The sequence below is a fragment of the Limosilactobacillus portuensis genome (assembly GCF_014838735.1).
In the GTDB taxonomy this organism is placed as follows: Bacteria; Bacillota; Bacilli; order Lactobacillales; family Lactobacillaceae; genus Limosilactobacillus; species Limosilactobacillus portuensis.
In genome coordinates this window covers 1-15301 of the sequence record NZ_JABUXQ010000023.1, presented here as the reverse complement: position 1 = coordinate 15301, position 15301 = coordinate 1, and the positions used below count along the sequence as shown (strand labels likewise).

15 protein-coding genes are annotated in these 15301 nt (G+C 40.6%); 14 read left to right on the top strand and 1 reads right to left on the bottom strand.

The window, feature by feature from the left end:
• Nucleotides 1-4 precede the first annotated feature (4 nt).
• Both HUK49_RS08110 and recN read left to right on the top strand, forming a co-directional pair.
• On the top strand, nt 5-466 hold the full coding sequence (locus tag HUK49_RS08110; protein WP_102168898.1) for an arginine repressor: 462 nt from the start codon (nt 5-7) through the stop codon (nt 464-466).
• Nucleotides 467-2149, top strand: coding sequence for a DNA repair protein RecN (gene recN, locus HUK49_RS08105; protein WP_191913341.1), 1683 nt, complete (start codon nt 467-469; stop codon nt 2147-2149).
• 113 nt (nt 2150-2262) lie between these two features.
• Here the strand turns inward: recN and HUK49_RS08100 are convergent, their stop codons facing one another.
• The gene (locus HUK49_RS08100) at nt 2263-2592 is read right to left on the bottom strand and encodes a hypothetical protein (protein WP_235981065.1); all 330 of its coding nucleotides are present in this window, start codon (nt 2590-2592) and stop codon (nt 2263-2265) included.
• A gap of 160 nt (nt 2593-2752) precedes the next feature.
• Here HUK49_RS08100 and gmk point away from each other — a divergent pair, with 160 nt between their 5' ends.
• The 12 genes from gmk to rpmB all read left to right on the top strand — a co-directional run bounded on the left by gmk (nt 2753) and on the right by rpmB (nt 15098).
• A complete protein-coding gene (gene gmk, locus HUK49_RS08095) occupies nt 2753-3373 on the top strand; it encodes a guanylate kinase (RefSeq protein WP_191913340.1) in 621 nt (206 codons plus the stop codon).
• Nucleotides 3370-3588 (top strand): DNA-directed RNA polymerase subunit omega, encoded by a 219-nt coding sequence (rpoZ, locus tag HUK49_RS08090; protein WP_003717336.1) that lies wholly within the window; start codon nt 3370-3372, stop codon nt 3586-3588. Before gmk ends, rpoZ begins: the two co-directional genes overlap by 4 nt.
• Before the next feature lie 165 nt (nt 3589-3753).
• Nucleotides 3754-4956 carry a bifunctional phosphopantothenoylcysteine decarboxylase/phosphopantothenate--cysteine ligase CoaBC gene (coaBC, locus tag HUK49_RS08085; protein ID WP_191913339.1) on the top strand — a complete coding sequence of 401 codons (1203 nt, stop codon included), beginning with the start codon at nt 3754-3756 and terminating at the stop codon, nt 4954-4956.
• Nucleotides 4957-4969: 13 nt separating this feature from the next.
• Entirely contained in the window at nt 4970-7399 is a 2430-nt protein-coding gene (gene priA, locus HUK49_RS08080) for a primosomal protein N' (protein WP_191913338.1), read from the top strand.
• Nucleotides 7400-7417: 18 nt separating this feature from the next.
• Nucleotides 7418-8371, top strand: a complete 954-nt coding sequence (gene fmt, locus HUK49_RS08075) for a methionyl-tRNA formyltransferase (RefSeq protein WP_191913337.1) — start codon at nt 7418-7420, stop codon at nt 8369-8371.
• Entirely contained in the window at nt 8361-9713 is a 1353-nt protein-coding gene (rsmB, locus tag HUK49_RS08070) for a 16S rRNA (cytosine(967)-C(5))-methyltransferase RsmB (RefSeq protein ID WP_413230873.1), read from the top strand. Before fmt ends, rsmB begins: the two co-directional genes overlap by 11 nt.
• An 18-nt stretch (nt 9714-9731) precedes the next feature.
• Nucleotides 9732-10472 carry a Stp1/IreP family PP2C-type Ser/Thr phosphatase gene (locus HUK49_RS08065; protein WP_191913335.1) on the top strand — a complete coding sequence of 247 codons (741 nt, stop codon included), beginning with the start codon at nt 9732-9734 and terminating at the stop codon, nt 10470-10472.
• 3 nt (nt 10473-10475) lie between these two features.
• On the top strand, nt 10476-12377 hold the full coding sequence (gene pknB / locus HUK49_RS08060) for a Stk1 family PASTA domain-containing Ser/Thr kinase (RefSeq protein ID WP_191913334.1): 1902 nt from the start codon (nt 10476-10478) through the stop codon (nt 12375-12377).
• Nucleotides 12378-12388: 11 nt separating this feature from the next.
• Nucleotides 12389-13273, top strand: coding sequence for a ribosome small subunit-dependent GTPase A (gene rsgA / locus HUK49_RS08055; RefSeq protein WP_191913333.1), 885 nt, complete (start codon nt 12389-12391; stop codon nt 13271-13273).
• Nucleotides 13274-13285: 12 nt separating this feature from the next.
• Nucleotides 13286-13939 carry a ribulose-phosphate 3-epimerase gene (gene rpe, locus HUK49_RS08050; protein WP_191913332.1) on the top strand — a complete coding sequence of 218 codons (654 nt, stop codon included), beginning with the start codon at nt 13286-13288 and terminating at the stop codon, nt 13937-13939.
• Between the two features lie 186 nt (nt 13940-14125).
• Nucleotides 14126-14782 carry a thiamine diphosphokinase gene (locus tag HUK49_RS08045; protein WP_191913331.1) on the top strand — a complete coding sequence of 219 codons (657 nt, stop codon included), beginning with the start codon at nt 14126-14128 and terminating at the stop codon, nt 14780-14782.
• Between the two features lie 130 nt (nt 14783-14912).
• Nucleotides 14913-15098 (top strand): 50S ribosomal protein L28, encoded by a 186-nt coding sequence (gene rpmB / locus HUK49_RS08040; protein ID WP_003713527.1) that lies wholly within the window; start codon nt 14913-14915, stop codon nt 15096-15098.
• Nucleotides 15099-15301: the final 203 nt, after the last annotated feature.

Genomic DNA, 15301 nt, shown 5'->3' with positions numbered 1-15301 from the left:
AATGATGAGAAAGGTTGAGCGTCAACAGTTAATTCGGGAAATTATTACTAAAAGTCAAATTGAACGGCAGGATGATTTAGTTGCTGCATTAATGGCTCGTGGTGCCCGCGCAACTCAGGCGACAATTTCACGTGATATTAAAGAATTGCAATTGGTTAAGGTCCCCTCCAATGATGGTGGGTATCGCTATGCCCTGCCTGCACAAGGAAACATTGATAATCAAACCAGATTAAGTACTGAATTGTCTAACAACATGCTTTCTTTAGAACGGCAAACACAATTTTTATCTATTGTTATGCGTCCGGGAAATGGGCCAGTAATGGCAAGCTTGATTCGTCAATTGGAAATTGATGACGTCTTTTCGGTAATTGGTGATGATGCAGGGGTCCTTGTTGTTTGTCGGTCAGCTGATGCAGCAGTTAATGTTGAAGAGATGTTTCAAAATCTGATGAATCAAGGTGACTAAATGTTACAAGAATTAACAATTGATAATTTAGCAATTATAAAGCATCTGTCACTGGATTTCTCTGATCAAATGACTGTTCTAACAGGGGAAACCGGTGCCGGAAAGTCCATCATTATTGACGCCGTAGGATTGCTAGCAGGTGGCCGTGGTTCTCAAGAATATATTCGCCGTGGCGCCGATAAGCTATCTCTTCAAGGACAGTTTGCTCTTCCTCAAGATCCAGAGTTTAATCATTTATTAGATTCATTAGGAATTGATCATGAAGATGGAATTCTGATTATTTCACGCGAAATTTATCGTCGTGGGCGAAATGTTATCCGGGTTAATGGTCAGTTAATTAATACCGCAACTTTACGCCAAATTGGTTCGCGATTAGTGGATATTCAGGGACAAAATGAGCATCAGTTATTATTACATCCAGAAATGCATCTTGGAATGCTGGACCAATTTGCTCATAATGAGGTTCAGGAATTATTAACTCGCTACCAAAATGAGTATCAAGATTATGTAAAATTAAAAGCAGCAGTTAGTAAAAAACAAAATAATGAACAGCAATGGGCCCAACGCTTAGATATGCTTCGCTACCAAGTTAACGAGATTGCGGAGGCTAATCTAAAGGCTGACGAGGAAGAACAATTAACGAGTGAACGAGATCGTTTAGAACATTTTCAACAGATTAACAATGCGCTTCAACAGGCAGTCACGGTGTTCAATGGTGGTGACCAGGGAGCAGTTCTGGATCAAATTGCAACCGTTATGAATTCAATTAACGAAATTGCAGAATTCGATGGCGCGTATGATTCGTTAAGTAAATCGTTGAATGATGCCTACTATGCTCTTCAAGATGTTGCCACAGAAGCTAGTCAACAACTGGACTTATTGGAGTTCGATGATGACCGCCTTAGTGAGATAGATCAACGATTAACTATGATTGGCGATTTAGAGCATAAGTATGGTGATAGTGTTAAGGATGTTCTTGATTACTATGATCAAATTAAGCAAGAACTAGATTCAATGGAAGAAGCTGCAGATTCAAACAGCGATTTAGAGGAACGCCTGTCAACCGCTGAAGAAAAATTAATTAAGACTGGTCAACAGCTAAGTCAGGTTCGCCAACAGGCAGCTCACCGGTTAACTAAACTAGTTCACCAGCAGTTAAAGGAACTTTATATGGATAAGGCGGTTTTTGAAGTTCACTTTGCAAAACAGTCACGAGCTCACTTTACCCCAAACGGAATTGATGAGATTGAATTTTATATTCAGACTAACCCTGGAGAAACAATGGGCCCGTTAGCACGGATTGCTTCTGGTGGTGAACTTTCACGGGTGATGCTTGCTCTTAAAACAATCTTTGCGCAAAATGAAGGTGTGACGAGTATTATCTTTGATGAGGTAGATACCGGAGTTAGTGGTCGTGTTGCTCAAGCAATTGCGGATAAAATTAAGGTAATTGCAAATAAGTCACAGGTTCTTTGCATTACTCACCTGCCACAAGTTGCTGCGGTGGCTCAACACCACTTTTTAATTCAGAAACACGTTAAAGACGAGCGGACAACCACAATGGTGACAATTCTTAGTGATAAGCAACGGGTTAATGAATTGGCCCGGATGTTATCGGGTGAAAAGGTAACAAAATTAACCAAAGAACATGCGGAAGAATTATTAAAGATGGCACAGGATTAGATAATGCAGGCAATGTGGAATAATTTAGGTTAGGGATCAAAAAGAACGAGGACAGGGAATTTCTGCTTTTCCTGACCTCGTTCTTTTACTCACTTACTATTAATTTAGAAAAATTAAAAATTTGCGATATAACGAATTTGATTAAAATTAACTACGTAACTTACGTTTTGATTTTGGATTAGGTACCGTTCGCTATCTAATTTCTTAACGGTTCCACGAACGTTAACAGGGTAGCCATCATTGTTAACAGGCATTAATTGAATCAACACTTGCAAACTGTTGCTGATAGTTTTATTGAGAAAAGAGAGTCGTTGTTTTGCTGGTTGGGGAGTTAATAATCGAATTGGTTCCCCGTGAGATGAAAAGTCATTATTTAATAACTGTTGTAATTTGCCATTAATGATAGTTGATGCTGATTTAAATAAGGATTGTTCCATTTGCATTTCATACATCTCCGAACGTTTGTTTGTAATTACAGTATACGAACAGACGTTCAAAAATGCAAGCCCCAATTTAGAAAAAATGACAACTTCACTAGTTGATTTTATCGTTTATTTAGTGCATTATAGTAATAATACGTTATATTTGAATAGGAGAATTAGCATGGCAAAAAGGGGAATGTTAATTGTACTTTCTGGCCCTTCTGGTGTGGGTAAGGGTACTGTACGTAAAGCAATTTTTGATTCCAATAACAATGACTTTCAATATTCTATCTCGATGACAACACGACAACCACGGTCTGGTGAAAAAAACGGGGTTGATTACTACTTTGTTTCAAAGGAAGAATTCGAACACGAAATTCAAACGGGTGGAATGCTTGAATATGCAAAGTATGTTGACAACTATTATGGAACCCCATTAAAATATGTTAATGAGACCTTAGATTCAGGGAAGGATGTTTTCCTTGAAATCGAAGTTAACGGTGCAATGCAAGTTCGTTCAAAATGTCCAGATGGTGTCTTTATTTTCTTAACGCCACCTGATTTGGATGAGCTAAAGCAACGATTAATTCACCGTGGTACTGACAGTATGGATGTTATTAACAAGCGAATCCGAAAGGCTTTTGATGAGATTCGGATGATGCAAAATTATGACTATGCAGTTGTTAATGACAAGGTACCAAATGCTGTTGCTAAAATTAAGGACATTATTCGTACGGAACGGCTCCGGGTTAACCGAGTAATGCCACGCTATCTTGAAATGTTAGGAGATTCAGCACAATGATTCTTTTTCCATCAGTTGATGAATTGTTAAAACGAATTGATTCACGTTACTCTTTGGTAATGCTTGCAAGTAAGCGAGCACATGAATTGGAACGTGGATCTGCACCACTTCTTGATCACTACTACTCAAGTAAGCCAGTTGGAAAGGCTTTGGAAGAAATTGAAGCCGATAAGGTAACAATTGATCCAGACCACTTTGAAGACTTACAGGACTAACTACTAAGTGGGCACTATTATATTGAAGCATTCGTAATTTCTGAATGATTAATTCACCGGGGTTACGAATGCTTTTTTCTATTAAATAATTATTGTGGAAGTCACGGAAAAACTGAGTGAGAATGATATAATCAAGTTTGGAGTTAAACGATTGGAGGGTGCTAGATGGCAAAAATAGCGGTATATATGACAGGAGGAATTGCTCTATATAAGGGTATTGAGGTAATTCGTGCTTTAGAAAGAGATGGACATCAGGTTCGCGTGGCGATGACTGAGTCCGCAACTAACCTAGTAACTCCTTCAACGTTGCATGCACTAACGCACTATCCCGTACTAACAACCCTATGGAATGATAATAATTCTCCGGTTCCTCACATTGAGCTTGCTGACTGGTCCGACTATGCAATCGTATTACCAGCAACTGCTAATATTATTGGTAAAATGGCGAACGGAATCGCTGATGATGCTGTATCGACAACCCTTTTAGCTACAGCAGTTCCTAAAATTGTTGTTCCGGCAATGAATAGCAATATGTGGAATAATCCTGCGGTTCAACGGAATGTGGCTCAATTAAGGATAGATGGGGTAACGGTCATTGAGCCAGCAGTTGGAATGCTCGCTGAAGGTTATCGGGGGAAAGGACGTTTACCGGAACCTTCTGAAATTATTAGTCAGTTACGGTCGATAATTAATGGTTCAATTCGTGGAAGCCTTCGTGGGAAAAAAGTATTAATTACTGCCGGTGGAACCCGCGAAGCAATTGATCCCGTTCGTTTTATTGGTAATCGCTCTTCAGGGAAGATGGGAATTGCCATTGCCAAAGCAGCCGCAGATGCAGGTGCTACTGTTGAACTAGTTCTTGGTCAAATTTCATTTCCCCAACCAGTACACCCACGAATTAGTATTTATCGGGTTGAAAGTACGGAGGAAATGCAGGCAAAAGTGACGGAACTCTTTCCATCAGCTGATATTTTAATTATGGCAGCTGCAGTTGCTGATTTTCGTCCCGCGCAAGTCGCTAACCAAAAGATAAAGAAGCAGGATGATCAAGAACAGTTGGAACTCCGATTAGTGAAAACAACGGATATTTTAAAAACGGTTGCGGAAAAGAAGCGGGCAGAACAGCTCGTAGTCGGTTTTGCTGCGGAAACCGCAGATCTAATACAAAATGCTAATAAAAAGCTAAGAAGTAAGAATGCTGATATAATCATTGCCAACAGTGTTGCTGGGGACAATGGAGCATTTGGCAGTGACTTAAATCAAGTAACAATTCTTCAATTAGGGACTGAGCCAGTTCAATGGTCAAAAATGACAAAGATAGAAGTGGCAATCAAACTAATTCAGTTACTTGCTACCAAGATGAAGTAAGGTGAGTGAGAGTGTGGCACAGTTAGCACAGGTAATTGTTGATGTTCCTACAATGCAAACAAATCGACCCTATACATACCAAGTGCCAACTCGGCTCGAAAATCAGGTTAAATTAGGGATGCGGGTAGTCGTCCCGTTTGGCAATGGTAAGCGACAGGTACAAGGGTTTGTTGTTGGCCTTGACCAACCAACGAAGTATAACGGTCAGTTAAAAGCAATTGATGCCCTAATGGATTTGCAACCGGTAATTGGGGATGAATTATTAAGGCTTAGCAAATGGCTTGCTGATCAGACATACGCTTTTTGGATTTCTAGTATTTATACAATGCTACCCAACATGTTAAAGGCTAAGTCAACACGAGTCGTTAAAATTGTTGATGAGGTGGATGAACGGGTTACTTTTGATGTTTTTCATGGTAAAGATGAACTGGATTTTGCAACGGTTCAATCAAATCCTCAGATAGTTAGTTTGCTGCTCAAACTGCAAAAGCGGGGAAAGGTTCGCTTTGAGTATGTAGTGGCGGACAAAGCAAAGGCCAAAACAACGGTAGGGATCCGTCCTCAATTAAATTTTGAGGAACTTGAGGAAGCACGAACATCTCTCCATGCTAATGCGCGCGCGCAGAACCGTTTGCTCTCTTATTTGCAAAGCATTGTTGGTAAAACTATCAAGCAAGCGGATGCTGAAAGGATCAGCGGACTAAAAGCGGCAACTTTCAATACTGGTGTTCAAAAGGGCTGGTTAATGAAGGTACCAATTGAAGTTTATCGGACACCGCTTGGACAGGAACCTTTACCAGATGATCACCACCTTGCTAAGCCGTTAGCCTTGAACGATGAACAACAAGCGGCTGCTGATAAGATTGAGCAGGCAATTGATGATTCTCAGAGTCGCGTTTTTCTTCTTGAAGGAGTGACGGGTAGCGGGAAAACCGAGGTTTATCTCCAGTCGATTGCTAAAGCACTTCAAAATCATAAAACAGCGTTAATGCTTGTTCCAGAAATCTCATTAACTCCTCAGATCGTGAACCGGGTTCGTCGTCGCTTTGGTTCAAAAGTTGCGGTCCTTCATAGTGGACTTTCTGCTGGGGAGCGTTTTGACGAGTGGCGACGGATTAATCGTGGAGAAGCTCAAGTTGTTGTTGGTGCGCGATCTGCGATATTTGCTCCTTTGACTAATATTGGTGTGATCATTTTAGATGAGGAACATGAATCAAGCTATAAACAAGATGAGGCTCCTCGTTATCACGCTCGCGAAGTTGCAAAATGGCGGGGAAAGTATAATGATGCCCCGGTTGTTCTTGGCTCTGCTACCCCAAGCTTAGAAAGCCGGGCACGAGCAATGAAGGGGGTTTACCAACTTCTTCAATTAAAGCACCGGGTAAATAAACGTCCCTTGCCACCCATTAAAGTGGTGGATATGCGTCCTGAGATTAAGGAGAGGGGAGAGAGTAACTTTTCTCGTGAACTTTTAACTAAGTTAACTGATCGATTGGCAAAAAATGAACAAAGTATTTTAATGCTTAATCGAAGGGGCTTTTCATCGTTTATGATGTGTCGTGATTGTGGGGAAGTCCTTAAGTGCCCTAACTGTGATATTTCTTTAACCCTCCATATGGATAGTCACACGATGAAATGTCATTATTGCGGTCATGAGGAACCGATCCCTCGTTTTTGCCCTCATTGTGGTAGTCGTGAGATCCGCTACTACGGGACGGGGACAGAAAAAGTCGAACGGGAGCTGACTAGTTTAATTCCTCAAGCACGTATTATTCGGATGGACGTTGATACCACCAGACGAAAAGGAATGCACGAAAAACTTTTGCGGCAGTTTGGCCAGCATCAGGCTGATATCCTCTTGGGAACCCAGATGATTGCTAAGGGACTTGATTTTCCCAATGTTACCTTAGTGGGAGTCCTTAACGCGGATACTGGATTAGGACTTCCCGATTTTCGGTCAAGTGAACGAACGTTTGACCTACTAAGCCAGGTTAGTGGACGCGCTGGACGAGCCGATAAGAAGGGTGAAGTAGTAATTCAAACCTATAATCCTGACCACTACGCTATCCAGTTTGCTCAAAAAAACGATTATGAAGGATTCTTTAAGCGGGAGATGGCATTGCGCCACCAAGCCAGCTATCCTCCGTATTACTTCACTGTTCGCTTAATGGCGAGTCATGAAGATGAAGCAGTTGCTGCACGTGCAATGGCGCAAATTAAAGAACAGCTAACTAAAAGTTTGATGCCTTCAACAATTATTCTTGGGCCGACACCGCGGGCAATTGCGCGAATGAAACGACGATATTACTATCAAATTGTAATCAAATATAAGCAGGATCAACATTTGCATCCGCTCTTACAAAAGATCCTTCAAGAAACCCAGAGTAAGGGAAAAAATGATGTTCAAATTTCAATTGATCCTGATCCGCAATATTTCATGTAATGAAAGGATGATTTATTTATGTCAACATCAATCGTATTTATGGGAACTCCAGAATTTGCAGTTCCAATTCTTCAAAGCCTTATTGACGCGCCTGAATATGATGTTAAAGCTGTTTTAACCCAACCTGACCATCGTGTTGGTCGTAAACATATTTTAACTCCGTCTCCAGTGAAAAAGCTTGCGGTAGAAAACCAAATTAAGGTTTTACAACCAGCTAAGCTTAGTGGTAGTCAAGAGATGACAGAGATTATTGAACTGCATCCTGATTTGCTAATTACTGCTGCTTATGGTCAGTTCTTACCGACGAAGCTACTCGATGCCGCGCAGATCGCTGCAATTAACGTCCATGGCTCACTACTGCCGAAGTATCGTGGCGGTGCACCAGTTCAATATTCGATTATCAATGGTGATCGGGAAACTGGGGTTACAATTATGTATATGGTTAAGAAAATGGATGCTGGTGATATGATTTCTCAGCGAGCAATTCCAATTGAACCTGATGATGATAATGGAACAATGTTTAAGAAGTTGAGTATCCTTGGTCGGGATCTCTTGTTAGATACGCTGCCTGACTTGATTAGTGGAAATGTTAAACCACAAAAACAAGATCCGGAAAAGGTAACTTTCTCACCAAATATTTCAAGTGAACAAGAGAAAATTGACTATACAATGTCAGCATCGCAAATTGATGATAAGGTTCGCGGGTTGCGTCCTGCACCAATTGGCAACATGAAGATTGATGGCCTTCGAACTAAAATTTATGACGTGACACCATTGGCTGAAAAAACTGAGTTGGAACCAGGAAAAGTTGTTCGGGTCGACAAACACCATCTGGTTATTGCTGCTGGTAAGGGGACTACATATCAAATTAATGAGTTGAAGCCTGCCGGTAAGCAAAAGATGAATATTACGGCTTACTTAAATGGTCACCAAAACATTAAGGAAGGGATGCAAGTGGTAACTGATGACTAAATTCACCCCACAAAATGCGCGGGAATTAGCTTTTACTTCTTTAGAGCGAGTTCGGAAAACAAAGGCATATTCAAATCTTCAAGTAGACGAAACACTTCGTCGACATGACTTAAGCCCTGCAGATCGGCGGCTGGTAACGACAATTGTCTACGGAACGCTCCAGCACCAGCTTACTTTAGAATATTGGCTAAAGTCCTTGACACCAGGTAAACGGTTGGATCCGTGGGTTGAAACGCTCCTATTAACAGCTCTTTATCAATATAATTATTTAGATCGGGTTCCCGATTGGGCGATTACTGATGAAACGATTAAAATTGCTAAACATCGTGGAAATCCGGGGATTAGGAAGTTTGTTACGGGAGTCCTTCATTCTGCATTACGAAAAGGAGTTCCAGATCTTGCGTCAATTAAGCCAGTTGCAAAACGATTATCAATTGAAGCGAGTGTTCCACAATGGTTAGTTGAAAAATTTATTGAAGAAAATGGCGAACAGACAACGGAAAAAATCTTGCAAGCAATTAATGAACCTGCCCATGTTTCTATTCGCGTTAATACTAAAAAGAGTAATTTGGAAACAGTAAAGCAGCAATTACTAGATGAAGGGATTGAAACGGCTGAAAGTCAGGTTGTGGCTAATGCATTAGTTGTAACTTCAGGAAATGTTGTTAACTCCCCGTTGTTAAAGGATGGGATTATCACGATTCAGGATGAAAGTGCCATGTTAGCAGTTGAAAGTATGGATCTTCATCCACAATTTAAGGTGCTTGATGCATGTGCAGCACCTGGTGGCAAAACTGTTCAAATTGCTGAACAGCTTTCATCTGCTCAGGGTGGTCAAGTTGTGGCCCTAGATATTCACCAACACAAGGTTCGCCTAATTGAGAGAAATGCTCAACGAATGGGAGTGGGAAGTGTTGTTAAACCGTTAGCGCTTGATGCCCGGAAAGTTAATGACAAATTTACCGATGAGGAATTCGATCGAATTTTAGTTGATGCTCCATGCAGTGGGATTGGCTTATTACGGCGTAAACCAGAAATTCGTTATACGAAAACTGCTCATGACAGTCAGCAATTACATCAAATTCAATTAGCAATTTTAAATGCTGTTGCCCCAAAAGTGAAAAAAGGCGGTATAATTATTTTTAGCACGTGCACAATTTTAACTGAAGAAAATGAACACACCGTTCAAGAATTTCTTCAAGCGCATCCAGACTTTACCCTGGAGCGAACAGTAACAAAACGTGCTCTTAAGGACGATCGAGATTCGGCAACTTTAACAATTCTGCCGAGTGATTACGGTTCCGATGGCTTCTTTATTAGTTGCCTTAAGCGAAATCTGTAGAAGGGAAAAGCATTATTTATGAAAGTTGCTTATCAAACAGATATTGGTCATCAAAGAAAGGAAAATCAGGATCGGGTAGCCAAATTCACTGCCCCTGATGGAACTCTTTTGGTGGTCGTTGCCGATGGAATCGGCGGTGGTAGAAGTGGCGATGTTGCTGCCCAAATTACTGTTGATCATCTTGGTCGTCAATTCCAAGCGGCCTCACCAAACTCATCATTGGAAGCAATCCGGTGGTTCGCACGTGAGGTCCAATTAATCAATGACGAAATCTTACAAAAATCAAAAGAAAACCCAAAATATCAGGGGATGGGCACTACATTGGTTGCCGCAATTATTTTTGATCAGGCAATGGTAGTTGCTAATATCGGTGATAGTCGGGGATATGTTCTCCATGATGACTTGTTGACGCAGGTAACGATCGACCATTCATTAGTTAATGAGCTGATCAAGCATGGTGACATTACAGAAGAAGAAGCTCGTAATTATCCACAAAATAATATTATTACTCGTGCTATTGGTGTATCAGCTGATGCTAGAATTGAAGTTAATCGCTTTGACTTGGGTGCTGGTGACCAAATTTTGCTGTGTTCTGACGGTTTATCAAAAATGATTACCCGAGAACAGATGATGAGGGTACTCGAATCAAATCTTTCATTAACAGAGAAGTGCTCGCAATTAGTAAAAATGGCAAACGAGGCTGGTGGGCCTGATAATATCACTGTCCTGATTGGGTTAGCAGAAGACCAGGAGGGGTAGTAAATGAATCCTGGATATAAGATCGGTAAACGATACAGGATTATTCGCACGCTTGGTGAAGGCGGAATGGCGAATGTTTATTTAGCATATGATGAAGTGCTTGATCGTAAAGTTTCGGTTAAGCTTCTTCGCTTAGATTTACGTGATGACCCAAATACTCAACGGCGTTTTGAACGAGAAGCGATGGCGGCGACACAATTAAATGATCCTCACATTGTTGGTGTCTATGATATTGGTGAGGATCATGGAATGCAGTTTATGGTAATGCAGTATGTTGAGGGAACGGACCTAAAAGCCTATATTAAGAAAAATTTCCCAATACCGCTACCACAAGTAGTCGACATTATGGAACAAGTTTTATCTGCTGTTCAAACTGCTCATGATCATGGGATTATTCACCGTGATTTAAAACCACAAAATATTTTAATTGATAAAAATAAAAACATTAAGATCACTGATTTTGGAATAGCAGTTGCTGCGTATCAGGACTCATTAACCCAAACGAATACGTTGATGGGTTCCGTTCACTATCTTTCTCCTGAACAGGCACGGGGGAGTATTGCAACCAAGCAATCTGATATCTATTCTTTAGGGATTATTCTTTATGAATTATTAACTGGGAAGGTGCCATTTGAGGGTGAAACAGCTGTCTCAATCGCCCTAAAGCATTTTAAGGAAAACATCCCGTCAGTTCGTGATTTTAATAGGGAAATCCCTCAGTCATTAGAAAATGTTGTTATCAAAGCGACTGCTAAGGATCCGAGTGATCGTTACAAATCAGCAGCAGCGATGGCGGCAGACTTGAGAACGTCCCTAGATCCGGCAAGGAAGCATGAACCACGACTAGAATTTAATGCTGATGATGACGGTGAAACTAAGGTGATTGAATTACCAAATCACCATGAAAAGCAACCACAACAAGATACCAAAAAACAGCCACAGAAGAAGCAAGAAGCTATTTGGCACCGCTATAAAAAATATATTTGGGCGGGAATTGCAATAGTAGCTTTAATTTTGGCTGGTTCTGGCGGTTGGTGGTTTTTCGGTCGAAGTGTAGTGATGCCTGATGTTGATGGACAAAGTGCAGTAAAGGCGGAACAAACGTTACATAAGCATAATCTGCGGGTTGGCAACATTACACGGGTATATAATTCAAGTATTCCTAAGAATCATGTAGTTAGTAGCTCGCCAAATGGCAGTGATAAGACACGGGTTAACAGCTATGTTAATCTCAAGGTTAGCCAGGGTATTAAGCAGATGACAATGGCTGATTATGTTGGTTCTGATTACAGTGAAGTCGCAAGTAATCTTCGTGCTAAGGGATTTCGTGTTGAACAAGTCAAAGTTCATTCGGAGACAGTTGATCCTGGGCAAATCATGAAACAAAATTACGCAAAGGGGAAGACCGTTGCTACAGCATCCCATACTATTCGTTTTAAAGTCAGTGCAGGCAAGACGCAGATTAAAATTCCTGATTTTAAGAACCAGGATGTTAGTGTTGCCCAAAAATTTGCTAATGAACACCACTTGCAATTAACAACCCAAGAAAAAACATCCAAGACGGTTGCAACGAATCACGTAATTGCGCAGACACCAAAGGCCGGTTCGACTTTAAGCCGTGATGATACGTTAACAGTGACTGTTGCAAACTCGGGAAATGAAACCAAGACTACTAATATCCAGATCAATATTCCGTTTGATGGTAATGGCGGTCAACGAGAAAACCGTGTTCAGGTTTATATTAAGGATGCTCAGCATAATTTAACTATGCAGTATCAAGATATTACAATTAACCAGGAAACAACAATCAATGTTCCATTTACCCTTCGACAAGGTGAAATGGGAGCTTATCGGGTTGTGCGAAACGGGCGAACAATTATGAGTGCAACTAACATTACCGCTTAAGGAGGATAAAGGTGAAACAGGGAATAATACAACAATCTTTAAGTGGCTTTTATGATATTTTGGCTGACGGTGAAATCCACCGGACAAGAGCACGGGGGAATTTTCGTGCTCGGAAAATTAAACCAATTGTTGGTGACCGGGTTGAATTCGAGAATGGCTATCTTCTTCGTGTTTTACCACGAAAAAACGAATTAGTTCGTCCGCCAGTGGCTAATGTTGATATTGCTGTTGTTGTAACGGCAGCTAAGAAGCCAACGTTTTCGACTAATCTGTTAGATCGGCAACTGATTGCTCTCGAAGCACAAAAAATTATTCCAGTGATTTACTTTTCAAAAACTGATCTTCTTAGTGATGACGAGTATGCAAAACTGGCTGAGATCGTTGCTGGTTATCGAAAAATTGGCTACCAGGTCTTCTTTGACCGGGAAGCATTTGCTGAAGATCAGCTGCATCAATTAAAAGAACTTTTAAAGGGCCAAATCGTTACAATGATGGGACAGACAGGTGCAGGGAAATCAACACTCTTAAACCATCTTGCACCGGGACTAGGCTTAGCAACTGGTGAAATTTCAACGGCATTAAAGCGTGGACGACACACAACGCGAAAGGTTAGTCTGTTGAATGTTGCTGGTGCTTGGATTGCAGACACTCCTGGCTTTTCATCGTATGAAACTTTTGATATGACCGTTGAAAAATTACCAAATTTCTTCCCGGAAATGAAAGAGTTAGCACCCAATTGTAAATTTCGGGGATGTCTTCACCTAAAAGAACCCCAATGTGCGGTTAAAGATGCGGTAAAAAATGGTATAATCATGAAAAGTCGGTATGATGATTATGTTCAATTTCATAACCTAATTGCTAACCAAAAACCAGATTATAGTAAGAATAAGAAATGAGGGATTGATAAAATGATTAAAGTAGCACCTTCGATTCTCAGTGCTGATTACGTTAACCTGCAACGGGATATTGAAAAAGTAGATAAGGCGGGTGCCGAATATCTTCACATTGATGTGATGGATGGTTCATTCGTACCAAGTATTTCTTATGGTCCAGGATTCGTAAAGGCAATTCGTCCCATTACGAAGATGGTTCTTGATTGTCACTTAATGGTTCAAAATCCTGAACACATTTTACCTGCATTTATTGATGCTGGTGCTGATATCATTGGTGTTCAAGTTGAGGCTACTCAACATATCCACCGGGCACTCCAAATTATAAAAAATGGTGGTGTAAAGGCAGAAGTAGTTATTAATCCTGGTACACCAGTTGCCATGATTGAACCAGTTCTTCACATGGTTGACCAAGTATTAGTGATGACCGTTAACCCTGGCTTTGGTGGTCAAAAGTTTCTTCCTGAAACTGTAGAAAAGATTGCTCAGCTTAACCAAATTAAGAAGAATAAGGAATATGACTTTGACATCGAAGTTGATGGCGGTGTTAACAATCAAACTGTTGTAGACTGCTATAAAGCTGGAGCAACTGTTGCCGTTGCTGGCTCATATGTATACAACGTCGATGATCCTGCTAAGCGGATTCAGGCATTAAGGGATGCAACTAAATAATCAGTAGAAAAGGGAGCGTGACAGAAGTCATTTATGACTTCGTTTTCACGCCCCCGCGAGCGCAAATAGGGTTCCAGAGTTCGGTTATACTGGACACTGGAACCCATTTGCGTACCGCGCTGTTCATATTTGAACTTGGTAAAAGTACTTATGTCACAGTCCCTTTTCTTTATTAAGGAGAAATTAATGCGGGTAAATATTATGGTGGGTGGACCTGACTCATTAATTCCACTATCAGAAGTTCACGCACGGCAAAATGAAAAATGGGTCGGGGTCGATATTGGCGCGACCCGTTTGCTCAATGAAGGAATAACACCAGCAGTTGCTGTGGGTGACTTTGATTCAACAAATGATCAACAATTTAATCGGGTGAAAAAGGCAATTAATGATATTCACCTTTTCCCTCCTGTAAAAGACTATACTGATACGCAACTTGGTGTGAAAAGCGCAATCGAACTTTACAATCCGAATCAAATTACGATTTTTGGTGCAACTGGCGGACGGCTAGATCAATATTTGAGTAACCTCTTTTTGCCATTAGAAAAGGAATTCAAAGGTTATTTAGAAAAAATCCAATTTATAGATAAGCAGAATATTGTTGATTACTATTTTCCGGGAGAATATGAGATTAAGGCTGAGACGGGTTTTAAGTACCTTGCTTTTGTCAATTTAACGCCAGTAACTGGATTAACATTGGTTGATGAAAAATACCCGCTAACTAACTGGAATTCATCTACTCCTTTCTGTTGGTCAAGCAATGAGTTTAATGGGAAAGTAAACCATTTTAGCTTCCAATCAGGGATTGTGGCTGTGATTAAGTCACGTGACTTAATAATTAAGTAGCCTGTCAAGGAAAATTACTTGAAAGAAAACTGTTGCATTGTTACTCAGCCTATGGTAAATTGTTTAAGTGAGTTATAGCGCAGATGCGTAAAAACGAAAAAACATAGATGAGAAGAGGAGGGTACCACCAATGGCTAAAGATTTTATCAACGGTAAACGGACACGCTTTGGTAACAAGCGTTCTCACGCCCTTAACTCAAGTCGTCGTAGCTGGAAGCCTAACTTGCAAAAGGTAACCATTTTGGTTAACGGCAAGCCTAAGAAGGTTTACGTTTCAGCACGTACACTGAAGTCCGGTAAAGTGACTCGGGTTTAATTAAATCAGAAAATATGGTCGTTCAGTGATGAGCGACTTATTTTTTATTTTAAAAATAGTATATGCCATTAACTATTATTAGCGTACAATACCCCTTAGGGTTGACACTTTAAATAATAAAAGTGTGAATCCTAGGGGGTGTTTTGCATTGTAAGTTATTCAACTATTGAAAAGCTTAAATTACTTCATGATTATCAGAAATC